The sequence below is a fragment of the Legionella quateirensis genome (assembly GCF_001467955.1).
Taxonomy (GTDB): domain Bacteria; phylum Pseudomonadota; class Gammaproteobacteria; order Legionellales; family Legionellaceae; genus Legionella; species Legionella quateirensis.
Window position 1 is genome coordinate 1 of record NZ_LNYR01000002.1, and the last position, 22695, is coordinate 22695.

Consider the following 22695-nt stretch of genomic DNA (forward strand, 5'->3'; position numbering starts at 1 on the left):
TTATAAGTTATGATTTTGCCATTTTAAGTGTTACCTATCTGCCGTTCCAAGTGTTACCCATCTCCCGCTGCTATACACTTGTTCGCGGGATCCAGTTCGATCTTGATGAATACACTATGTTTGTTAATGATACTTGATCTCTGGATCCCACGAACAAGTCGCGAGACGTTGGAAATAAATAGATGAATTGTCAACACACCCTATATTCAATACATTTAAGTATATTTTTACCACAATGAATAAGAGATATCTCGATTAGATAATCCACGTTGATTAAAATAAATACAAAATTTTCTCTGTCACCTTGATAATTTGCTGTGCTACTGGTTATTTTCGACTATATTTTAATATAAGTGTCTTAATACTTGTCACTTGAATTAATAAGGCATGCTTGTTGGTTCTTCCTATTTGCAGGTGAACGTATGAGACGAAAACTTGATAAATTTATTGGTGGTTTATTTAAGAAAAGCCCTGACAAACCTGAATCCAGTTCTCATGAAGAGCACATTTCCAGCCAAACTCACAAGAAGACTACCCAAGCCATAAAAGCTCCCAAGATACCTGATGTCAATGCAATGCCAGAACTTAAATCCTTTGATGCAGGAGAATTGCCAAAGGACGAGATGAAGCAATTCAGATCGGATGTAAACAAATTGATACACCAATTTAACAAAAGTTCTGATTCGGTTCAAAAAAAACAGATTCTGGAACAGATTCAAGCCACAATAAAAGCGGTTGATTGTAAGTATCCCCCCAGTATGCTTGCTGAATCCAAAGGGTATAGAGCTGCACATGATACCTTGTTTAACGAAATTAAGAAGCAAATGGGACTTTTGGGAATTAATTCCTTGCTTCCGCCGCAATCCAAGAGTTCACCTCTTGCTCATGTCGTCGCCAATATGTCCCCAGAAAAGGCAGAAGAATTGCTTACCATTTTAGCTAAAGGGAAGCAAAGTAATTTAACATACAAGCTTCAGTCCATCTATGAAAAAAGCGATACCAGCGCTGAGGCGAAGTCGTTTCGCGAATTCCTGAGCAATCATGAAATTAGTTACCTGGGTGGAGGAAACTCAAAGAATTTTTCAGTAGTCAATAAAAACGATCAAAGTACTTTGGTATTAAAAGTAGATTGTCGGTTGGATATGCCTAGAAATGCTGAGATACATCTGAGGGAGAAATTGGGCACTAGTTTTGCTCCAAACCACGCAGAACGGCAACTAACCTATAATGATCCTGACGAAGGACTTCAATCACGTACCTTACTGGTTACTGAATATTATAGCGGTAGTGATGTATATGATTACAGGAAACAATCAAAGACTGCTCCTGATTTGGCGAGTAGTGCTTGTGATGTCTTTAGCCAAATGGCTGATGCGATGTTGAAAATTCAAAAACAGGGATGCATGTTTCCGGATGCAAAATTGACAAATTGGCTGGTAGATAAAGAGGGAAAATTAATTATTGCTGATACTAAAAGCTTTGTATTTACTGATAAGGATGGGAAGTATTCAAAAGGATTACCTGGAAATGAATATTCAGGGGGACTATTATGCACTAATAATTTTTCCCCCCCAGAGTTTGATAGTAAAGGTCCATATGCAGGGAAAGTTACTGCAGACAGTACCCATGCTTTTATACTGGGAAAGAATTTGTATACTTTTGTCACTGGTAAATTTGAAGAAAAAGACAACGGTTATAGGTTGGATTTTAGTTCTGAAGCATTTAAAACTGGAAAAGGGGTAGAACTCAAAAAGTTAATACAAGATCTTGTAAAACCGAATCCAGAGGATCGAATTTCTGTTGCAGAAGCTCATTCTCAATTATTTAATATCATTAAAAATGAAATTTTCAATGATCTGGAGTCTTTAAAATTTGGTTCCAAAGATGCAACAATGAATCGATTTATTAGCGACAAAAAAGAACAACTTGATGCTGCCAAGAACAATCCTGCCGAGCAATCCAGAATCATTAATGAATTAAAATCAACCGTTACTGCTTTAAAAGCAGATGAGGCAGCAAATGAAGTAAGAAACATTGCCAATAATTACAGAAATAAAGCCGGGCTGTTTACTGTTGGAATGAACGAAAAAGCTGATAAGATAGAATCAGCCATGTCAAAAGTTCCTATCGAGGCAAGAAAAAATTTACTTGCATCACCTGAATCAAAAGAAGTACTGCAAGCCCTTGCTTCCCATCGTTATATAGGTAAACGCGGAAATGTTTATTTTAAACCTGGGACTGAAGAAATTAATACCGAAAAGGCAGCTACAACTTATAAAAATTTTAAAAGTCGGTTTAACGACCAAATGCAAGCCATGAAAACAAGTAAAGAAGAGCCTTTAAAAGAGGTTGAAGAAGATCATAGCCCTAAAATGAGATAGCACGCTGGATAAAGGAACATTTAAAATGAACTTAGAAACATTATGCGAACAGTTGGGAGTCAATTCAACAAGTTCAGAAGAACATAAGCTGCACTTATTGGAGTCTTGGTGTCTGGAGCATGTTTCCACGGATATGCGAATGAATACTGGAACAATAAACGAACGATATACTCAATACTTGGAATTGGCACAGAATTATCTGGAGCATTTTGCGCCCTACATACCGCAAAACTTGAATATACCGGTACCCGAGTTTGAGGGTAAAACCACCATTGAAGCGGCATCTTATTTTGGCCTGGATCGAGTACTTGTTTCTTTAGCACCTTCTTCTGAACTGGTTAATACGCCAAATTCTTTTGGTTTAACTCCTTTACATATTGCTGCAATTGAGGGGAATTTTAATACAGCTCATACTCTTCTTAATTTGGGCGCAGATCCCGCCAAAAGAAATAATCAATTACAAATGCCGGTATTTAATGCCTTGCAATTGCCTGTACTTTATGAAGATGAGTTGAGAGAAAACAAAATTAAAATATACAGATTATTAAAAGAAACAGCACCTGAGACCGTCAATAATCAGGATAGCAATGGAGATACGGTACTTCAAAAGATGGCCATCCATAATTTTTCTTCTTTGATGAACGAGGTATTGAGTACCAATCCCAATCTTGCCTATATAAAAAACAATCACTCACATTATCCAATACATACTTCAATATTAAATAACACGATAATTTGTGCGGGCATTCTTTTAAGAGACAAAGAAATGGCACAGGTTGCGGACAGTAAAGGAAGAGTACCCTTACATTATGCTGCGCGTTATAGCGGTGCTGATATGGTTGCTCTATGTTCAGAAGCATCTACCATTATTGATCCTGTGGATTTTGAAGGTAAAACCCCCTTTATGTTAGCCGCCGAGGTGGGTAACCTGGCGGCAATGCAGGCACTTTTGGATCACGGTGCCAATGTACAATTAACTGACAATCAGGGATATACGGCATTACATCTTGCCGTGTACCAACGTGCAAAAAGTGCAGTACGTTGGTTGTTAGAACATACAAAAATTGATGTAAATGCCGTTGATCCACATCATCAAACGGCGCTTTCAATGAGTGAACGGGCTGGTACGGATGAATTGAGTGAATTGCTATTAAATAGTGGAGCCATTTCAAGCATGACATTAAGACAATAAGACGATTCTTAGAAAGGCAGGTAGCGTTTGTAACGAGTACCAGCCTTTCCAAATTACTAATTGTGCTATATTTATACTATGTGGCGCATATGAGTAACCTGAGGTCGTCATGAAAATTACTGAAATTCTCAACCATTTGAAAAAACAGCCTCCTAAACCACTGACCCAAGAAGTGTCGCAAAATCTACAAAAAATAAAAGAAATCTGCGATAACGAATTTTCTAATCAATCCTTTTATGGAAATGCTGCCCTTAATCGAAAAATGCTGCTGGATCCGCGAATTGCCAGGCTTCTAACTCCTGATGTTATTGCTTATTTGTTCACAAATGAGCCCACACAGGAGACTAAAATTTATCGAAATTCCGGTGGCTCGATTAATCTTAGAGATGCTATATATTATGGTTTTAATGATGGATTATATACTCTTAAATACATGACTAATAATGAACATGATTATAACTCCAAGCAATACGAACAACAAAAAGCAGAATTTGAGTCCAACACGTTGTTCATAACATCCAATATTACAATTGCTGCCGGAGTGAATGAAACGGAAGCTGAAGCCAATCCTTACAATATTTCTTTATCAGAACAATTTGAACAAATAGTGACAGAGATTAATTCTTTAAAAAAATCTGGAAAATCAGCTGAACTATTGAAAGTTCCAGGATATACCACCGAAAGTATGAGATCTCAGGTTGGTGGCGGATTTAAAACACTTTGTGGCGTTTTAAAGGTTAATTTAATTGTAGATGAGGACAGGAAAATACAAATACCCAATGAAACATTGGATGGTTTCTGTGAAAAATTTCTACAAAATCCTGATGCCATGCTCAATGGAACGGTCATTCATCTGTTTTACGACCGTGCTCATATTGAAGCGGCATTAGAACAAGACACGACAATACAAATTGGCAATGGAGAGTACAGTTATCAAGATATATTCAGAACAATGGTGAACAAAGTTGCAAGTCAACCTGATAATTACCCACCTTGCGCCAAAGAACAATTTTACCTGCGCATGGGATTGGTCGCTAAAGATTTAAACAATCGCTTTCAATCAGAAGTATCACTGGCTCAACAAAGTTTAACGGATGCAGATCATAAAATAATACCAATTCAAACTGATGATATTGCTCAAAGAAAGCGCTTTGTTAGCTTATTAAATCAAATAGAAGATAAAATTGGACAATTTCATGACAGAAAAGAAATCAAGGCTGAAGCAGCTGCTAGAACCTTACATTCGGAATTAACGAAAGAATGGGTCAATTATAATATTAATCCTAATCAACAATCCTACGAAAAATTTAAAGAGAATTGTGATCATGCTATAAAAGATGCAAAAGAAGTACTTCAACACCACAGAGGATGGAAAGATTTTTTTGTAAAAATAGCTTTGAATATTGTTAGTTTAGCATTAGCGATAGACAGTAAAATCAAAACTGGGAGTTTCGATTTCAGAGTAACTCAAACAGACAGCGACAAGAAACTGGATGAAATTTCAGAGAGTGTATCCAGCATGAGAGCTGGAATGGGGGGATAGATGCTATCGAATATCCTGTTCCCGCCAATCATGACGGGCTTATCGCTTGTCAATTTCAACAAGTTTGCCCACTATTCACGGTTGAAACCGAGGAGTAATGGGCTTTGTCTTTAGTTAAATGAATTACCAAGGTCCGTTTCAAGTTTTTGGGCATCCTTATTCGCATCTGACTGCTTTATAGTAAAGAAGCCTTGATGATTCGAATACCCAAAAGTGAACACCTGCGCAACGGTAGACGTTACTGCGTTCACAATCATTTTGGTGAGATTAACCAGATAGTCACCCCAACCCAAATCTCTTTGCAAAACGGGAGTAGCTTCTTTAATTGCCGATATCGCTTTGGTTCTAAATGTTGCTACTGATTCTTGACTTGGATTGCTAAACGCTTCTGATTTAGCATTCTTTAATGTATTTAACAGCTCCAATGCTTTATCTTTTGCCTCAGGATGATATGAACCAATGGTATTAATTTTTGCAGCAAAATTATCTAAAACACGATCCAGCTGTTCTGCTCGCCCTTGATAGGTTTGTTCCTGATGCTTTGGCTCATCAACAAATTGTTCTGGTTTGGTATCAATTTTTTGTTGAAGATCCGGTACATTTTGACGCGGAGCAACACCAAGGTTCTCCAGGGGATTTTGATCCTCCATTTTCTGCTGCTTCTCTGTTCTCGGCTCTGGCATTAACGCAATTTTTTGTCCATCATTAGAGACGACATAGACCGCTGCTGAAAAATTGATATTTTTTGCTTTGGCCAGAGCTTGCCAATTAGAATAGCTTTGGGGTGGTTCATAGGAACCATTCTTGGGGTTATATACTCCCTTCACGCCGGTAATGACCGCCATGGTATCGGTACTGGCAGCCTTAACACCATCGTCTGTTGCTCTGCTGCCAGGCCAGAAATCATTGCCAGGCCAGGAAAATTGATCCCACGCAACAAAAGAAGTTAATGTGTGAGTGCTTGCAGAGCTGCCTTTGGGGTACTCAAGTTGTCCTGTTGTTTCTTCAATGCTGGATGGAGACACTCTATAATCAATATGGCCTATATTTTTTGCTTGTGCTTCATCGCCACTATAGGGGTCGTAGTGGATGATATCGATTTGTGTCAGTTGAGCTTCATTCTTTTCTAATACGTATTCAAGAGCAGTTCTGAATGCTTCTTTTATTATATCGCCATACTGACCTGCGAATTGGCCGGTGCCTATGCCGGGAACGGTAATCGCAGCCAGTTTTCCTTCGTTTTTTGCTTGCGAATTGATGTTTAATAACAGAGGCAGTAATCGTCGTTCATATAACTCGTTAAATCGTTGTTGATTAAAGTGACCATCAACAATTACCTCTTGCAGATCTGCTGAAGTATTACTTAAATCAGAACGGAGTAAGGCTCCTGGAATGTAGGCTAAATTACCAGAAATTGGAGGCGTATGATTGTTAAAACTACTGTAATGTCCACCGTCATTGAAAAAAGAAACCGGCATATGGATGCCTATATCACCTAAAATACTTTCTTCTTGTAAGGTCCAGTCACGCTTGTCGTGGTAAACACCTGATTCAGCGAATATTTTAGGAATTTTGGATTGAATAATGAACTGGGTAAAAGTTACTAAATCCATTTCTTCAATGGGAAGAAGACTTGTTTCTAATTGTTGTTTTAAATAGGCTCCAGCCTCATCTATTCCTTGTGTACATAAATATTGATGATACTCTTTAATTTTTTTCAGGGTTATTTCACTAATTAATATCTCACCAGATGCCATGTTTTATTCCTATTTTATTGTGTAAAAATTCTCTAATTCTACGCCTCTAATATTAAGATTCTATTAAATCAGCATAGAGTAACCAATCCTATAAGGGGTGTGTTAAGGCATATCCATTCCATTGGAATGATGTGTATCCATATCGAGTTTGGGAGGCTCTTGCACTGATTTTGCTTGTTTGAAGAAACTGTTCACTTGAGCCATATCGACAAATAATCGATAAAAATTCTTTGTTTGCTCCGTGCGACCTCTAATCCAGCTCATAATACTGTTGTTATTTAATCCAGCACGAAAAGCAACAAGGCACATTTTGTTTAATATATCTAAATAATTGACCTTGGATTGCGAGCATCCAAGATCATGTGTATTGAGCATTGAAATCATATTTTCGGGAATTGGTTTGGAAATTTTTCTCCCATCCAGTTGGGTAATCTGAATCGTTCTTCCACGTTGCCAATCAGTGGTTAGAATTTTATTAACCAGATTATTGACAATAATTTGCGCAGTCGTTTCTTCGATATTATCCAGTTTGTCATTTATTATGGTGCGTTGATTTAATAATACAGCATACTCATGTGGCTCTGATGCGTTTTTTACTTCTTTTATTTGGTCTTCAACGTCATGAAGTTCTTGTTCCAAAAGTCGTTTTTGTATGGGTTTTTGCCAAATAAAAATTGAGCCGATATTCATGACTGCATATTCGATAAATTCATTGAGTTCTTGTCCATTAAAGAATGAAAAACAGTCTTGAATTGGTGTATCTCTAAGAATTTTATTATAGCGAGATGTAGGTTCTGGATGTTCTACCTGCTCTTCCTTGCTCAGATCGAGTGGTCTAAAATTCACAGTGACCAAGTCCATCAATCGGTAACTTGGGATAGAGAAACCATTTAAATGTTCAAGAGAAGCGCCACCGGCGATAAGAACCTGTTTACAAAAGTCGAAACAGTTATGCCATAATCCGCCCCAAAACCATCTTTGTTGACATAGTTTAACCAGTTCTTTACTTGCATTATCAGGATTTTCTAAAGGTACTTTTTGTACCGCTACTACCCTTTTTCTCCATTTATCCAGGTAAAAATCCCTGAACTCCTCATCACTGATATAGACAGGATAATTATATAACCCATCAATGTGCACATAACCTTTATCTTCCCCCAGGTGCAACAAAGTATGCCCCATGCCCGGTTCTATACCGCGGCCACCGGAAACATAGATAATTGAAAAATCTACGGCTTGTAATAATTTATGCAGAGGAGGTGGGCTGTAATTCCAATTGAACAGGCTCACTGCAACATTAGGACTGATTTTTTCATCCCGGGTATATTTAAAACGTCTCTTTTGATAAAAATCGCGATTTTTGCAGAGTTGTGCCAGATTTAGTAGAAGATGATTTTGATCATAGCTAAATTGGCCTGACTGAATTAATAAAACCAACCGCTCACTCAATCGATTTAACCTGGCTGAAAATAACTCTTTGTCTTGTGTTTCACCGAGTCGCTTGATTTTCTGGTGTACCTTGTCAATCAAGGGTTGTTGTTCCCGAGAGAGAGCAGGGAATTGTGTTTGCCTGGATAAATAGCTCACCAAATCCTTATCATCAAGTACATCATAATAAGATTTGAGCAATAGATTAAGATGTTCCTCGAATGCCTGTTCCAGATCTATAGTGTTGCGATCCACTAAATTAATTGACACCCCTTCCTGTTTCAATAGCTTCACAAGCTGATGAGCGGTTAATGAGTCTCTTTGAACATATAATTCTAACAAAGTTCGTAATTGATGTATGGACTTTAGCCTGTCTTCATTAAGCTCTTTTAGTTTTTTTTCATTAGTATTCACAAGTTGAGTGAATCGTTTGAGTTCTTTTGAATAGTTGAATAGGCTTGGCATATCGCTCACTTTAAACTTCAATTATGATTGAATGAGTAGTCTTGTCGATCAATTATAATATAAAATGAAATAAATATGAACACATTTGTGTTGAGATGAGCATAAATTGAGTCATTTTTGTGAGACTCTCATGGACAAGCCGTGCCATGTAGGAGTTATAGAGCTCTTGTCAACAGACTCTGGAGAGATTATAAATGAAGCAGTAAAATGATATGATCATCAGACTGAATCGTCTCTTTAAGAGTTCGTTAGATCACTTCAAAAATTAAGATTAAGTTATTTTATCCATTGGAAGGTACATTTGGACTTATTTCCTCTTTGAGCTCAACACTATGGTACAGCACATTAATTTACTTGAGTTGGATAAACAAAGTAACCAGTTGCTGGCTAAATTATTTGCAACATATCCAGATAAAGTGGACTGGGCAGCCGGATCGTATTTTATAGATAAACAAGAAATCTCCATCAGTCACAGGATAATCAAACATTATAACGCTACAGGTATAAAACACGTTTATGAAGTCCTGGATGATAACCCAATTGATCAAGGTTGTTTTGGGACCGTATTTTTAAGCAAGCTTACTTTAGTTCCTGATCAACAGTATGATGAATTGATAGTTAAAACTAAATCCGAGATACAAAAACGACTTATAAAAATCCAGAATCTTAAGTATTTCTCGAAAGAGCGAGCAGAACGAGAAGTTGAAAATTTACGTCAAATTGGTTTTTTTCATTGTAAACCATTAAGTTACAATTCAACTGATAGTTTTATAACCATGCGTAAATTACCAGGACAACCATTACAAAAAATTATTGAAGAGAATAAATTAACTCTTTTGGAGCGATATCAATTGACCAAATCATTGGTGCTGGCTTTGAAGGAACAGGTTCATGACGCTGATTTTATTCACAGAGATATTAAACCTCAAAATATATTGGTGGATGGTCACTCTATTATTTATTTCGTTGATTACGCTCTAGCGATTCATAAACATTATGATGATCGTTACGATACTCTACGTGGCTCAATACCTTACGTCGCTCCAGAAGGATTTTCTCCTCATGATTGTACTACCATCAAAAGTGATGTTTATGCTTTAGGAAGAGTATTAATGATGTTATGGGGAGATGATTATCGGAATAATCCTGATTTTAACCCAGTAGATTGTGTTCATTCTGCAAGAAATGTTTCTTTTGTTCGATTATATAATCGTCTGGCTGAAATCCCGGAGTGTCATATGGAACTTCGGTCGCTTTTATACTCTATGTTGCATGAAGAGTCATGTTATAGACCTCCTTTAGAGAACATCATGGACGTATTAAACGCTTTAAGTGAACGAATGCAACCAATACCCAATCCCAAATGGAATAATTGTTCATTTAAATTAACCAGCAGTACTAAGTCCACATCGTTTTATGCAGTTCCTTCAGATTCGATTTTGAATAATGCTCCTTGTTTAATTGATCAGAGCGAAGATTCAGATGAAGGATATAGTGAATATTATGGTTTCTGAGTTAGCAATGATTTTGCCAGGGTATGTTGACAGGTCACTCTAACCGCCCATGTTCCTTCGAGAAATGAATAAAAACGGAGCAGTCTGCTGGGTACAATACTCAGCAGGCTAGTACTCTTTTACGAGGGAAAAGAGTACGAAAGTAAGGAGTGAATGATTATTTTGAATAGAACAGATGCAGGATGCGCTTCTGTGCGAGGATAGGGAGTATTTTCTGATCGCTTTGACTTAACTGTTCTACATCAAGAGTATGGTGCTGTTTGATTTGATTAACCAAATCAATTTCACTTTGATTATTCAGAGTTTTATTAAGAAAGCTTCTTTTATAGTTTATGGACAATCCTAGTTCCTTTTCTGTAATAGAACTGATTGACCGTGATAAAGAAGCACGTACCGACTTTAAAGAATAAGGCATTTCTTGTTGTAACCATTCCCCGTTGTACGAGCATGAAGAACAATTGGCTAACAAGGCAAAAGTCATGGCTTCCTTGGGTGTAGTGATACGGGTTGTATCCAATTGTATGTCTACGAATACTAATTTTGGCTCAGTACCGATTCCAAAGAGAGTATTCAGATAGTGAGATAACTTTTGAGCGAGCTGCTCTTCTGATAAAGAACGCATTTTGGTATGACTTGCGGGCTGTTTTTTTGCCGTATAAACAACAATATTATCCTTTATGAAACAGCTGTCTTTCTCCATGCTTAAGGCAGCTTCAGCAAATTGATAGGAAAAAGCTGAGTATTCTGCTGGCTCAATGTTACATTTTTTAGAGAGATCATTCAGTTTATTGAACAGAAACTCATTGGCTTTTTCTATGGGTAACGGTTTCGTTATATCAGTAATCTGTTCCTGACATAACAGGATGCGTGGCCGCCAGGACAATTCGTATTTATTGCTACAGGCTAACCAATGTAATGCAGCTTTTACCCAATACTTTAAGGCTTGCTCAGGATTACCTGCTGCTTCAAACAGACTTCCCAGATTCATGTTGTAATAAATGTGATCGGAAGTAGAATACCCACCTTCACTAATTTCATTATAGGCGTATTGATAGTAATCCAGTGACTGTTCAAATTGCTTATTTTTTTTGTATAGACGCGCAATGTTAATGAAGTTAACGTATTTTAAACCAACTGTCTCAATGTGATGTTCTTCAATATGCTGTTTAATACGAAATTCCAAATCGAATGCTACATCGATTCTGTCTTGTAGTACTTGAAATAATGCGAACAGATTCAGGCGATATAGTGAATTTTCATCGCTTAGGGGCATATGTTCATCGATACCAAATCTTTTGAAAAAAACGTGTGCTGTTGACAGATTTCTACTCAGAGTGGCAGCGTAGGCTTTAAAAAACACCAAGGTTTTAATATCCGACTCTTTAAGGGTACTAAAGGAATCAGGAAAGTCGGATTCGGTAACCAATCCATACTGATGAGAAAAAAATCGCATCATTAATAGATGCATGAAGATTTGTTCCTGATCTGCGCGATTCAATGAGGTTTCTTTTTGTGCTTGCTCTAATAAAGTACAGGAGATATCGTATGCTCCTGCTTTCAGGTTCATCCAGCAATAACCTATTAATTGGTTCAATATGCCGGGATTTGACAAATTATTCTGTAAGACCGTCTCATTTAAAGTAAATCCCAATGAATTAATTAATTTAATGCGTTTGTCTTTCAGGTTGCTCAGATTGGTTGAGGAATTTGTTGTTGCATTAGTACTTAAATAATTAAATTCAAAGACTACATTGCCCTTGCTGGTTAATACTTCAAGCTGTTCTTCTAATTCAGAAGTCGATTGATGAGGTGTATAAAAAGTCAGTTTGAGGGATGGTACTGATTCGGCAAAGTAAATAAGACTGAATAAATTATCAGAGCCCAGAGTATGGGCCGATAAATAAATATCGAGGGACAAAACATGAAACGGGCTGCGATGGAATAAACTCACCAGAATATCAACCATTGCTTTTGCCCTGATCGCAACAGGTATTCCTAACGATTCAAGATTAATCCAGTCATTTGTTGATTCCAAATCACAAATTGGCATGAAGGCCATGTGCTTAAAACGTGGAGGGCAGTCAGCGATCTGCTCTGCAATGTCAATTAGAATTTGATAGGGGCATAGTAGGGGTTCATTTAAATTGGAAATAAACTTCATGTTTGATTCTCAACTTCTGGTTAAAATAAAAATTGAATGGCACTTGATTGGTTTTCTACCAAACTAAAAAATAATAGTGAATGTTCTACAACCATAAAAAAATCCCGAGCCAGTTGTTTCAATAACTAATTCGGGATTATCCATATTTTTTATAACAATTAATTATTCTTCAGTTTCTGATGATGCAGCAGTACAGCAGCAGCAGCAACTACCCAAAGAAGGGTCAAAATTAACACTGTCATCAAATAGTACATCGACTTCCAAACTGAATTCGTTATTTGAATTATCCATTAGCTTACTCTCCTATTTATAATATATTAGACTGGGAATCCGTAGTTTATTCCAAGAGCCACATTCAAATCACCATCGCCAAATTTGCTATTTACAGGAATTTGATATCCGGCGTTTAATTTAATCCCCAGATTATTAGCGAAGCGATACATTCCAAATAGTTCGACCTGAGGATCAATTCGTGAACGGCCTTGTATTGATTCAGAAGTTGCTCCATTAATACTGGTAAGAACGTATACATCACCATCATTAGTATTTTCTATTACCGCTCCAGCGCCCACTCCATAGCTTAAGGAATGAAAATCACCGAAGACTTTATCCACTGTAAAGGCCAGTTTGACTGGAGCAAATTTAATAGTTCCTGTATGAAATGGATTAACTTTGTCTTTTGTGCCATACATTTCATAACGGGCATTAAACAACCAGTTTGCAGGAACATAATAAGATGCTCCGATGTACCCACCCCAGAAATTATTCGGATAAAAATCATTCAGATTGATTGCAATTCCAAATGGAAATTGTGGGGTTATTGTTTCAGGAAAAACAGCAGAATCGCTATAAAAAGCATGGGTAAACGTAGTGCCGGCTTCTAATAGGAGATAGCGATCTGCGGTCATTACAGGTCCCATTGTACCCGCTATAGTTGTAGACGAAACTAATGCAAGAAACAGGGCGCTTAATTTATTGTTATACATACAAATTCCTTCTAATAAAAAGTTATCATCCTGAAAAACAAACTACACTATTTGATAGTGGAGTATATCAAATAGTGGCTTTATTTTTCATCATTACTAATTGATATTAAAATCGTTATTCACTTTACCATTTTCTTTTAATTTATGTAAGTTAATATTGATCCTTTTGTGCTGTTACATATTCCTGAACCCTGCTCCATCAGGGAAACGGAATTTTTCCCATAAATGCATTTTGGGGGGTAATATTTAATAACTGAGCATATTTGTTTTGGATATTAAGATTATTATTTAAAGACATATGAGTAAAAAAATCTGGGCTCAGAATCTTGGTAAAATGCAGTCCTAAAGCCCTGTCATGAGCATGATAATAATAAATATCATGCGATATGTGTTGTAGCTCTGTTAATAGCTCGTCGTATGAATATTTTCGAGCTTGATTTAAATCCTGAATTGAGTTTATGGAGCAGGGTCTTAGGTGTTGCATAAACGGGATGGTTTCTCGAACTGCTTTCGTGTTGCATTTTTGAAACTCCAGATGGTATCCAGAACCAGCTTTGTTTTCCAGACCAACCGAGCTTTCCATATTGTATAAAAAAGAATAACACTGATACAGTTCCTCAAAGGATGACAGTAACGCTTCCTCAAGGGTTAATCCACTGCTGGATCCTATAGAGTATTGAACCATATCTGCATCAGAAGATGCAAAATAAAACATAATGACCGTATGGCCGGGTAATTTGTTTCCATTATGAAAAATATAGAGTTCACCATTTTCTAAAAATAAATCAGCTAATTCGTCGTAAGGAGTTATATCTTTCAGTAACTGTGGATTGATGCGGTACTGATAACTTTGAGACAACCAACTGCCTAACAACGATTGGCGTTCAAGAAATTCCATCAACGAATTATAAAGTGCTTTTTCCTTTTGAGGATGTGATGCACAAGCACAGCTGTCGCTGTAATTAATAAATGGACTGTCTTCTTTGTTGCTGGTTAAAGATATTCCGTTATAAAAATATTCCTGTGGTTCATGGTGAAATAAATTGAACACTTGGGTAAAAGCGAATGAATGTTCCAGGCAGGTTTCTTTATCGGGGACTTTTAATTGACATAAGGAGCTCAATTGTTCCTGATAGGACAAGGGCTGTATCTGTTTTAACTGTTTGTGGCTGGTCACCTGAACACTGGTAAATAAATGATTACGCTCATAGTATTCACCATAGGCTTTACAGGGAAGCTTCATGCCAATCCCGGTACTGCCGCCGTAGCTTATAATTCCATCAATTATCATTGATTTGGGAGTAAATAAAAGACTTTCATTACTTAGTTTAATCTTCACTGGATAATGAATGGACGCATGTTTTACGGTACATTGTGGCAGGTGTGGATAATCTCTATAGCGGGCTAGATCCATTTTATTCTCCATAACCGAATAATTGCGTTGTTAAGGGTAAATAAATCCCATGATCAAGACCCAATTCATAGAGTATTTCTTGTTCACTAAAGGTTGACCAGACGTTAGTCCGCAGATTACTCTGTTGCGATATTACGGTAGCGTGCTGAAACATAGAGCCTGCTTCCATCAGTGCATGTCGATACCCTCGATAGCGGTATTTAAAGATGGCTTTGCCGAGGTGAGCTAAATACAAAATAGTGAAGTTAGGCCAACATTCCTGGTTGCTGCCAACTGATCCATGGAGGACCTTATCATAAAATGTCTGCAGTTCAATTTTTTTTATAAGCTGCAATTTTTTACTGATGGAACGAAAATGATAGCAGCCTGATGGCCCATTAAAACCCTCAATTCTTTCTTGAAACAAAAATACCAAAGGCTCAACCGGATAAAGACCACCTGCAGAGGGATAAGGTCTTTTATTCAATTCATTGGGGGAAAAGAAATTGACTAAAAGTTGTTGCAAAAGGGCAAAATCAATTTTTTGATTACTAAATCGGGGAGTGGAAGCTTTCCTCTGGAACGAGGTACTTTCCACAGAGCTGCAATCAATATCATGGCGATGAAAAGGAGATAGTTCACATTCGGTAAATTGCACCCGATTGATGAGCTTGGGATTAATGTTGGTAATCGATAGGTTACCATGTTTTATAAACGATATTGTTTCTCTGGCAAAGGTTCTACGTAAATCCTGGTACACTTGAGGGTCCAGGCTTCCCTCAATTAGTCCGTTGATAAATGTTGTTTTATTTTCCATAATTTAAGCCATCTCCCGCGCTTTCATATGATTTAAATTCAGTTTCATGTCCTGTTCTGCAAAAGGAGAATGAAGCGCTGCTTCACTGACAATGGAGAAACTATTGAGATCTGCCTGCCAAAAGCAATTAATTTGATCCAAAGGAGTAGGAGCCTGCCAGAGATTGGTAAATTGAGCAATAAATTGATTCAGACAATAAGCAATATACGCTTGTTGACAGCTATTGATTTCTGGATCAGGGAATTGAGCCATGGAATTTTTTATCATTTCACGGTATAGCAACAACCAGTTATTTTTAGTAGCAGGAATAGAGCTGTTCAGGTAAGCCATCATTTGATGCAGATTAGAACAATGAGTTGGTAATCCACTGCCAGCAATATAGAGGTTATCAATAATTAATAATTGGTGAATAACTCCTGCGGTAACAAGATATACATCTTCATCCAGATTTTGGTATAAAGAATTGAATGATTGATGCGAGTAGTTATTACGAAAATAAATCACCATGGAATTTTTTTCATAGGGATACATCTCTTCACTAACTAATTGTACATTATGATGTATGCTCAGAGTTTCCTGCAAAATACTCCGGATCAATGCGACATCGCAATTAATATAAATGAGAGGTATTTTTTGCTGCAGCATGGGTTTAAGAACATTCAACTGCTCAATAAGTACTTTTTTTAATGCATTAATATCCAATCCGAAGCGTTGCGACAGCTTCATCAAAAAATCTTCAGAGCACTCCAGATGATGACATTGCTTCAATTCAGCTAAAAGTTCTGCGAATTTTGGGTGAGGTATCTTGGCGCCAAGATTCGCGTTAGTCAGGTATACATCAGAAGCGACAGTAACCAATTGATATTCGTTAATTACGTACATGCATCATCCCCACGCAAATAAATTAAAGGGTTCAAGACCCCTGTACTCATCCTTTTCCTCTTTGAAAGAGTATTAAAGATGAGAAGCATTTTATACATAAAAATCAATAAGGGGTCTATCAAAAAGGACATTTAAAATGTAATTCAGCTTATTTATTTTCTATAAAGAATTGTGCTGATTCATTAATTTTACATTTAAAAGTAATTTTATTGGATAATGGCGTGAAATCTATCGCGTTTAAAGGAATCAAACTGATTGAAACGTCTCCGTTACTCGCAATAGTGTACCGATTAAACTCATAGATTGGTTGATTGGGAAACTGGGGATGATTCACGGTGAAGTGCATCATTGAGGCAGCCATATAACCTGCATCATTATTAATTGCAATTTCATTAGGGGTGTACGCTGAATTATAGTTGGCCATTTTATAATTTTTGGTCGGTCCAGAGCATTGAGCATAATCTACAAAAATGCGAACTAACTGTCCATTTGCAACGGCTTCTTTGATTTTTTCATAAGAGTGCAATTTATCCGCATAACCATTTAAAGCGGAGAATATCATGGTTAAAGCAACGAGTTTTCTCATATAACATCCTTCTTTTATTGTTGTGAAATCCTAAAGAAATAAAGCAAGTGCTCATTCAGTGGCGGCTAAGTTACAAGATAAGTGCTTTCTTATCAATATTTTTAAACAAGACTCACCCAAAACACCCTATCTCAAAGACTGTTCCTAATGAGCTAATTGCAAGGAATTTAATCTTACCTTATACTATGTGATCTAAAATAGAGCATTTGTTTTGTGAGATGTTGATGCCTAGAAAAAAGAATGCGCGCACTTTTAAATGGAATCTTGCTTTTGACAGATTATTGGCTGAAATAATAGATACGCGTTCTAGTCAAACCTGGACCAATATTGCAAAGCAATTAGAGACGAATATCCTCGCGGAAAAAAACTATGCACATCTGACGAAATTTCCAAATGGAAAACAGTGTCGTGAACGATGGGTTGATCATTTGGATCCAAACGTTTCACACGATTCCTTTACCCATGAAGAATTAGATTATATTTTTAAACGGAAAATGGAAGGTGCGGGATTTGCTGAAATTGGTCGAGAATTAGGTCATTCTGCGCGTCAGGTTAAAAACTCATACCATAATAACAAACATAAAAGAGTGGGTACTCCTACGGAACCCAGGGCTTTTGAAGTTGAATTGCCCAATCCAGAGAGCGATATGGGTACCTCTTCAACTTCAGTGTCTGATGATCCCGTTACTCCCAGGCTCTTTTCGGACCCCTTTATAAATCGGAATTTAAGTTTTTTTTCTGTATTATCAGAACCATCCTGTGATTTACTAAATGAATTACATGATTTGCGTGGTTTGGGCGAAGTGGTCGATGATATGCTCAGAGAACCTTGTAGTGGTTATGGGGCAATAGACAAGGGCTTCTAAGCGTTTGTTAGGGGCTTATTCTAGCGAATTGTAAACAGACCCTATATTAAATATCGGACATGTTCCTGATGATTCAGTTCAGTCACTTGCTGTTCAGGATTCCAGAAAGTTAAACCAAACACGCTGATTTTAACAGGGAGTTGTCTTACTTGAGTATTTATTCATACAGTATTTCATTTTTTTATGGAAATTGCTACCCGGTTTTCAAACCAGTGTTGCTATCTTTTGATTCTGGCTTATGATGCAGGAAATCTGAGTCCCAGAGCTTGTCTCTCTTTTAAATCAACAATTCATCAAATGAGTATGAGAGCATGGTCTATACTTATTTTGTACTAATCGAAACGATAAAATGGGTAAAGAGCCAGGATATAAATTGATCGGTATTCATTAGGAGTGGTTTTATTCCCGTGAGTGAGGGTTGATTATAAGATGTTCTATGATGTTTTGGTTCCTGGTTGAGTGCTGGCTTTGATGTGGTGAATAAATGGACAAGTACGCCGATAGAAGTGAAGCAGGAATAATTCTGGCTAAATATCTAAAATCATATGCTAACCAACCAAATGTTATTATTTTGGCATTACCTCGTGGGGGAGTCCCTGTAGCATATGAGTTAGCAACGGCACTTTCACTTCCATTTGATGTGTTTATCGTTCGAAAATTAGGCGTTCCAGGACATGAAGAGCTCGCTATGGGGGCAATTGCATCTGGTGGAACAGTACTATTTAATGAGCCCTTGATGACTCAGTTAAATCTGGACTCAACATCAATTCATAAGGTAATCGAACGAGAGCAAAAGGAATTGGAACGTAGAGAACTTTTGTATCGTGGAAATCGTTCTGCTCCACAACTCAATGGAAAAACCATTATTTTAGTGGATGATGGAATAGCGACTGGTTCTACAATGCGCGCAGCGATAGAAGCAATTCGTAAACAAAAACCTGCATCCATGGTCATTGCTGTACCGGTCGCTGAATCTTCAACATGTGAAGAAATGGCTTCATTGGTTGATCAAATAGTCTGTCCGCTTAAGCCAATTAATTTTTATGCAGTTGGTCTTTGGTATGAGAATTTTCCGCAGACCTCTGATGAGGAAGTGATTTACCTGTTAACGCAATCCATTTAAACAAAGGATATTATAAGATGTATCATACACCGTATATTTTAAACGAGAATCCGATTCGATTGAGTGAGCTTAAAGGGGTGCTATGTATATTTTTAGTAACGGATTCAGCAAGGAATCATGATGATACAGCATAGAGAGTATCATCGAATTGAACGAATAGGGTGGCTACGTGCCGCTGTGTTAGGGGCAAATGATGGGATTATTTCCACAGCGAGTTTATTAATCGGTGTTGCTGCAGCGAATACATCATTTAATAATATTTTAATCGCAGGAATTGCAGGTTTAATAGCCGGTGCTATGTCGATGGCCGCTGGCGAATACATTTCAGTCAGTTCTCAAGCTGATACGGAACAGGCGGCTTTGCAACGTGAGCGCAATGAACTGGAATTGAATATTCCTGGCGAAATTGAAGAGCTTACATCCATCTACACCAAACGAGGCCTGGAACCTGAGCTTGCCAGGGAAGTTGTATTACAGTTGATGGCTAAAGATCCCTTAGGCGCACACGCACGAGATGAGCTTGGCATTTCAGATTTACTGAGCGCACGTCCTTTGCAGGCTGCATTATTTTCATTCTGTAGCTTTACTGTAGGTTCAATTTTACCCTTACTTACCATTTTGATTGTTCCAACGGCTTACATTATTCCTTCCATATCAATAATCGCTGTTTTGTTTTTAGCATTATTGGGCGGGTTGGCAGCACAATTTGGAGGGTCAAGTATCTTCATTGGGTCGATTCGCGTTGCTGTATGGGGAACTTTGGCAATGATTGTCAGTGCAGGAATCGGGGCTGTACTTGGGGTGGTTGTCTGAGTTTATAAAAAGCGTGGAGCTCGCCTCTCGAACCATGGGATCAATTGTCCACATATTATAAAGGACGAGCATTTGGTTTTTAATCGATAATTTTTATTATATGCTGATGATCTTATTTAATAGTTAAGGATTTGAGATGAAAAAACATGCAACACACGCTGCATTGTTTTCTTTTTTTGTTTCGGGAAGTGTATTGGCCGGCACAATTGAGGAAGTCGAAGTTCCTTATAATTGGGCAAAAGTTCTGACTTTAAGTATTGGTCCTGCCTGGACCAACACTAATGAGACGCAAACCTTTTTTTTAAAATCTGATATTGAAAAAACTTATGCTGGAAGCACTAAATATCAGTCACTTGGCATGGCTGAATTATTCTTTGGCTGGCAAAAAATATTCAATGATACCTTTTCAGGTCATGCAGGTGTGGCTTTTGGAGCAACAACACATGCCGAAATTACAGGTGATGTCTGGGAGGACGCAGATCCTGATTTTAATAATTTCTATTATACTTACCAGGTAAATCAAGTTCGCGTCGCGATTAAAGGGAAATTGTTGGCGGATTTATCAACTTCCTTTTTTCCTTATGTCAATGGAAGTATTGGACTGGGTTCTAATAGAGCACGTAATTTCGTGTTGACTTCCAAGATTGATGAGGAAGTACCAGCGCCCGGTTTCACCGCACACAGACAAACTACAGTAACCTACACACTAGGTATGGGTTTACAAAAGTACTTAAATGATAATTTACAGGTAGGGATAGGGTATGAGTTTGCCGATTTGGGTAAAAGTCAACTGGGCATGGCGCCTGGCCAGACCTTAAATAGTGGCCTGCATCTGGATCATTTATACACTAAAAGTATCCAGTTTAGTTTGACCTATGTTGCTTAAATAATGTACGAAAATAATGGGATACACTACTATGGGAATGGGACGTATATTAGCCTGTATTGCAGTATTTTTTTGGGGTGCTGCTTACATTTGGGGTAAAATAACCATGACCTGGTTATCTCCACTGGATACCGCAACAGCACGATTTGGTTTTGGAGCGATAATACTCCTGATACTGATCCTCTTCGTGAAAAAACCAAAAAGCTCCTCTCTAAAAGGTCATTGGTGGCATTATTTTTTACTGGGGTTCATCGGAATTACCTGTTTCCAAGCCAGTTTATTTTTTGCATTAAGTGTGACCTCTCCAATTAATGTTGCAGTCATTATGGCCCTATCTCCTGTATTTACTGCGATTGCTGAAGCTATCGTTAGCAAAGAGATGCCAAGCATTCATACGGTAATCGCAATTATTATTTCAGTAGGTGGAGCAACTTTGGCCGTTCTAGGCTCCAACCTTGAAGGTACTTCGGATCTAAGTCTCAATTGGGGTGATACTTTTGCGATTTTCTCTGCTCTTTGTTTTACCTTTTATACCGTCGCGTCACGTCGTTGGTTGCCCGGCCATATTACCTCTTTAATTAATATAACTATTGTTGTGACTATTGGAGCTATTCTGTTGCTTCCCCTGGCTCTAGCTTTAAGCCCCATGCCGAAACTTCCCGTATCTTGGGAGCCGGTTTGGTCGTTGATTGCTTTGGTAATTGGCGCCACGGTGGTTGCATATATTTGCTGGACACAGGCAATTGAGCGAATTGGAGTCTCTGAACCGAATTTAATTTATAATTTTATGCCGCTAGTGACCATGATTTTATCCGCTTTTCATGGTGCTCCACCTACCTGGCTACAAGTATTAGGTGCGGGGATGGTTATTGGTGGAGTAACCTGGGCGATGGTGCAAAATAAGCCTGTGGTTGAGGAAGTCGATAAGCTCATCGTGTAATCAATTTTTATCAAGTTGACGCTGGGCTGAGTAATCCCCTCATTGTTCCAGTGAGAATAATGATCAACTACTCACTTTAATCAGAAACGTTCTTCTCTGCGTATGAAAATTATGCAATCCAGAACAGGTACCCAATGATGCTTCGTTATGGATTGCTTCGCAAAGACGGGTATTCATAGGCACAACAAGACTTAAATAAATACATTTTTGCCGTTATCAATAATGAGGGTATTACTCCGGACACCAGAGTTGGGATTTTGTCACTCAATCACCAAACGATCATTTTTTATTGGGAGTCTATTTTTGTGTGTGACTCATATTCTTGGTGCGCCGTCTCCAGAGCATCGATGTTGTTGTCGCAAATCAAGTTTTTTAATTGATTCCATTTCTCTTCCGGCCAATCGTAAAGTTTTAATTTAAGTATTCTTTGGATTACTTCATCCTCAAATCGCATTCGTATTGTTCTGGCTGGATTTCCCGCAACGACAGAATAGGGAGCAACATTTTTGGTCACCACCGTATTCGCACCAATAATCGCCCCTTCTCCTATGGTTACGCCAGGCATAATCATTGATCTCATACCCAGCCAAGCCCCGTCGTGTATAACCGTATCGCCTCTTTTTTCATAGGCCTCAAGGTATTTGTCAGCAAAGGGATAGAAACTGAACCAATCCACCTTATGGTTATGATTTCCGCCCATCATAATAATGACCTCGGCAGCGATGCATACATAATCACCAATGTACAATTGATCCAGTTCCCATTGTGGCGTCCAATGGTTTAAACTGAATTCATCCCCATAAAGATATCGGACTACTGTTTCTTCAAAACTTCCAGTCCAGGCATCGCTGTAGTAACTGTGTGTCCCTTTAATATGGATATTGGGATTTTTAACATTCTGGTGTAAGAACTCAATCTTGGACCAATGTTTTTCTTTAAGTGTTTCCATTAATTAGTTCTCA

At 37.9% G+C, this 22695-nt stretch carries 19 protein-coding genes; 9 read left to right on the top strand and 10 right to left on the bottom strand.

Features of this window, described 5'->3' with window-relative positions; genetic code table 11:
- Positions 1–422 precede the first annotated feature (422 nt).
- From Lqua_RS01005 to Lqua_RS01015, 3 genes are all read left to right on the top strand, one after another.
- Entirely contained in the window at positions 423–2381 is a 1959-nt protein-coding gene (locus tag Lqua_RS01005; protein WP_058472457.1) for a protein kinase family protein, read from the top strand.
- Between the two features lie 25 nt (positions 2382–2406).
- Positions 2407–3573 (top strand): ankyrin repeat domain-containing protein, encoded by a 1167-nt coding sequence (locus tag Lqua_RS01010; protein WP_058472458.1) that lies wholly within the window; start codon positions 2407–2409, stop codon positions 3571–3573.
- 109 nt (positions 3574–3682) lie between these two features.
- Entirely contained in the window at positions 3683–5116 is a 1434-nt protein-coding gene (locus Lqua_RS01015) for a hypothetical protein (RefSeq protein WP_058472459.1), read from the top strand.
- Positions 5117–5226: 110 nt separating this feature from the next.
- Here Lqua_RS01015 and Lqua_RS01020 read toward each other — a convergent pair whose 3' ends face one another.
- Positions 5227–6873 (bottom strand): hypothetical protein, encoded by a 1647-nt coding sequence (locus Lqua_RS01020; RefSeq protein WP_058472460.1) that lies wholly within the window; start codon positions 6871–6873, stop codon positions 5227–5229.
- A gap of 102 nt (positions 6874–6975) precedes the next feature.
- A complete protein-coding gene (locus tag Lqua_RS01025) occupies positions 6976–8766 on the bottom strand; it encodes a hypothetical protein (RefSeq protein WP_058472461.1) in 1791 nt (596 codons plus the stop codon).
- A gap of 332 nt (positions 8767–9098) precedes the next feature.
- On the opposite strand from Lqua_RS01025, the gene Lqua_RS01030 reads away from it, so the two are divergent.
- Entirely contained in the window at positions 9099–10280 is a 1182-nt protein-coding gene (locus Lqua_RS01030) for a protein kinase domain-containing protein (RefSeq protein WP_058472462.1), read from the top strand.
- Between the two features lie 157 nt (positions 10281–10437).
- Here Lqua_RS01030 and Lqua_RS01035 read toward each other — a convergent pair whose 3' ends face one another.
- The 7 genes from Lqua_RS01035 to Lqua_RS01060 form a co-directional block, all read right to left on the bottom strand.
- A complete protein-coding gene (locus Lqua_RS01035; protein WP_058472463.1) occupies positions 10438–12441 on the bottom strand; it encodes a tetratricopeptide repeat protein in 2004 nt (667 codons plus the stop codon).
- Between the two features lie 162 nt (positions 12442–12603).
- Positions 12604–12732, bottom strand: coding sequence for a hypothetical protein (locus Lqua_RS18855; protein ID WP_274519346.1), 129 nt, complete (start codon positions 12730–12732; stop codon positions 12604–12606).
- Positions 12733–12758: 26 nt separating this feature from the next.
- Positions 12759–13427 (bottom strand): hypothetical protein, encoded by a 669-nt coding sequence (locus Lqua_RS01040; RefSeq protein ID WP_058472464.1) that lies wholly within the window; start codon positions 13425–13427, stop codon positions 12759–12761.
- 199 nt (positions 13428–13626) lie between these two features.
- Positions 13627–14841 carry a YcaO-like family protein gene (locus Lqua_RS01045; RefSeq protein ID WP_058472465.1) on the bottom strand — a complete coding sequence of 405 codons (1215 nt, stop codon included), beginning with the start codon at positions 14839–14841 and terminating at the stop codon, positions 13627–13629.
- Between the two features lies 1 nt (position 14842).
- Complete coding sequence (locus Lqua_RS01050; RefSeq protein ID WP_058472466.1) at positions 14843–15637, bottom strand: nitroreductase family protein; 795 nt, start codon at positions 15635–15637, stop codon at positions 14843–14845.
- Positions 15638–15640: 3 nt separating this feature from the next.
- Positions 15641–16519 carry a hypothetical protein gene (locus Lqua_RS01055; RefSeq protein WP_058472467.1) on the bottom strand — a complete coding sequence of 293 codons (879 nt, stop codon included), beginning with the start codon at positions 16517–16519 and terminating at the stop codon, positions 15641–15643.
- Between the two features lie 148 nt (positions 16520–16667).
- Complete coding sequence (locus Lqua_RS01060) at positions 16668–17105, bottom strand: VirK family protein (protein ID WP_058472468.1); 438 nt, start codon at positions 17103–17105, stop codon at positions 16668–16670.
- A 224-nt stretch (positions 17106–17329) separates the two neighbouring features.
- Between Lqua_RS01060 and Lqua_RS01065 the strand changes: the two genes are divergently transcribed.
- From Lqua_RS01065 to Lqua_RS01085, 5 genes are all read left to right on the top strand, one after another.
- Positions 17330–17971: an SANT/Myb-like DNA-binding domain-containing protein gene (locus Lqua_RS01065; RefSeq protein ID WP_058472469.1), complete on the top strand. Its 642-nt coding sequence runs from the start codon at positions 17330–17332 to the stop codon at positions 17969–17971.
- A 484-nt stretch (positions 17972–18455) separates the two neighbouring features.
- A complete protein-coding gene (locus tag Lqua_RS01070; protein WP_058472470.1) occupies positions 18456–19094 on the top strand; it encodes a phosphoribosyltransferase in 639 nt (212 codons plus the stop codon).
- Between the two features lie 117 nt (positions 19095–19211).
- Positions 19212–19907: a VIT1/CCC1 transporter family protein gene (locus tag Lqua_RS01075; protein WP_172459524.1), complete on the top strand. Its 696-nt coding sequence runs from the start codon at positions 19212–19214 to the stop codon at positions 19905–19907.
- 136 nt (positions 19908–20043) lie between these two features.
- Entirely contained in the window at positions 20044–20793 is a 750-nt protein-coding gene (locus Lqua_RS01080; protein WP_065240131.1) for an outer membrane protein, read from the top strand.
- 16 nt (positions 20794–20809) lie between these two features.
- Positions 20810–21733 (top strand): DMT family transporter, encoded by a 924-nt coding sequence (locus Lqua_RS01085; protein ID WP_083501219.1) that lies wholly within the window; start codon positions 20810–20812, stop codon positions 21731–21733.
- A 286-nt stretch (positions 21734–22019) separates the two neighbouring features.
- Here Lqua_RS01085 and Lqua_RS01090 read toward each other — a convergent pair whose 3' ends face one another.
- Complete coding sequence (locus tag Lqua_RS01090) at positions 22020–22682, bottom strand: CatB-related O-acetyltransferase (RefSeq protein WP_058472472.1); 663 nt, start codon at positions 22680–22682, stop codon at positions 22020–22022.
- Positions 22683–22695 lie beyond the last annotated feature (13 nt).

Coding starts and splice junctions, on each gene's coding strand:
- Lqua_RS01005 (WP_058472457.1), top strand. CDS start 423: ATGAGACGAAAACTTGATAAATTTATTGGTGGTTTATTTAAGAAAAGC.
- Lqua_RS01010 (WP_058472458.1), top strand. CDS start 2,407: ATGAACTTAGAAACATTATGCGAACAGTTGGGAGTCAATTCAACAAGT.
- Lqua_RS01015 (WP_058472459.1), top strand. CDS start 3,683: ATGAAAATTACTGAAATTCTCAACCATTTGAAAAAACAGCCTCCTAAA.
- Lqua_RS01020 (WP_058472460.1), bottom strand. CDS start 6,873: ATGGCATCTGGTGAGATATTAATTAGTGAAATAACCCTGAAAAAAATT.
- Lqua_RS01025 (WP_058472461.1), bottom strand. CDS start 8,766: ATGCCAAGCCTATTCAACTATTCAAAAGAACTCAAACGATTCACTCAA.
- Lqua_RS01030 (WP_058472462.1), top strand. CDS start 9,099: ATGGTACAGCACATTAATTTACTTGAGTTGGATAAACAAAGTAACCAG.
- Lqua_RS01035 (WP_058472463.1), bottom strand. CDS start 12,441: ATGAAGTTTATTTCCAATTTAAATGAACCCCTACTATGCCCCTATCAA.
- Lqua_RS18855 (WP_274519346.1), bottom strand. CDS start 12,732: ATGGATAATTCAAATAACGAATTCAGTTTGGAAGTCGATGTACTATTT.
- Lqua_RS01040 (WP_058472464.1), bottom strand. CDS start 13,427: ATGTATAACAATAAATTAAGCGCCCTGTTTCTTGCATTAGTTTCGTCT.
- Lqua_RS01045 (WP_058472465.1), bottom strand. CDS start 14,841: ATGGATCTAGCCCGCTATAGAGATTATCCACACCTGCCACAATGTACC.
- Lqua_RS01050 (WP_058472466.1), bottom strand. CDS start 15,637: ATGGAAAATAAAACAACATTTATCAACGGACTAATTGAGGGAAGCCTG.
- Lqua_RS01055 (WP_058472467.1), bottom strand. CDS start 16,519: ATGTACGTAATTAACGAATATCAATTGGTTACTGTCGCTTCTGATGTA.
- Lqua_RS01060 (WP_058472468.1), bottom strand. CDS start 17,105: ATGAGAAAACTCGTTGCTTTAACCATGATATTCTCCGCTTTAAATGGT.
- Lqua_RS01065 (WP_058472469.1), top strand. CDS start 17,330: ATGCCTAGAAAAAAGAATGCGCGCACTTTTAAATGGAATCTTGCTTTT.
- Lqua_RS01070 (WP_058472470.1), top strand. CDS start 18,456: ATGGACAAGTACGCCGATAGAAGTGAAGCAGGAATAATTCTGGCTAAA.
- Lqua_RS01075 (WP_172459524.1), top strand. CDS start 19,212: ATGATGATACAGCATAGAGAGTATCATCGAATTGAACGAATAGGGTGG.
- Lqua_RS01080 (WP_065240131.1), top strand. CDS start 20,044: ATGAAAAAACATGCAACACACGCTGCATTGTTTTCTTTTTTTGTTTCG.
- Lqua_RS01085 (WP_083501219.1), top strand. CDS start 20,810: ATGGGATACACTACTATGGGAATGGGACGTATATTAGCCTGTATTGCA.
- Lqua_RS01090 (WP_058472472.1), bottom strand. CDS start 22,682: ATGGAAACACTTAAAGAAAAACATTGGTCCAAGATTGAGTTCTTACAC.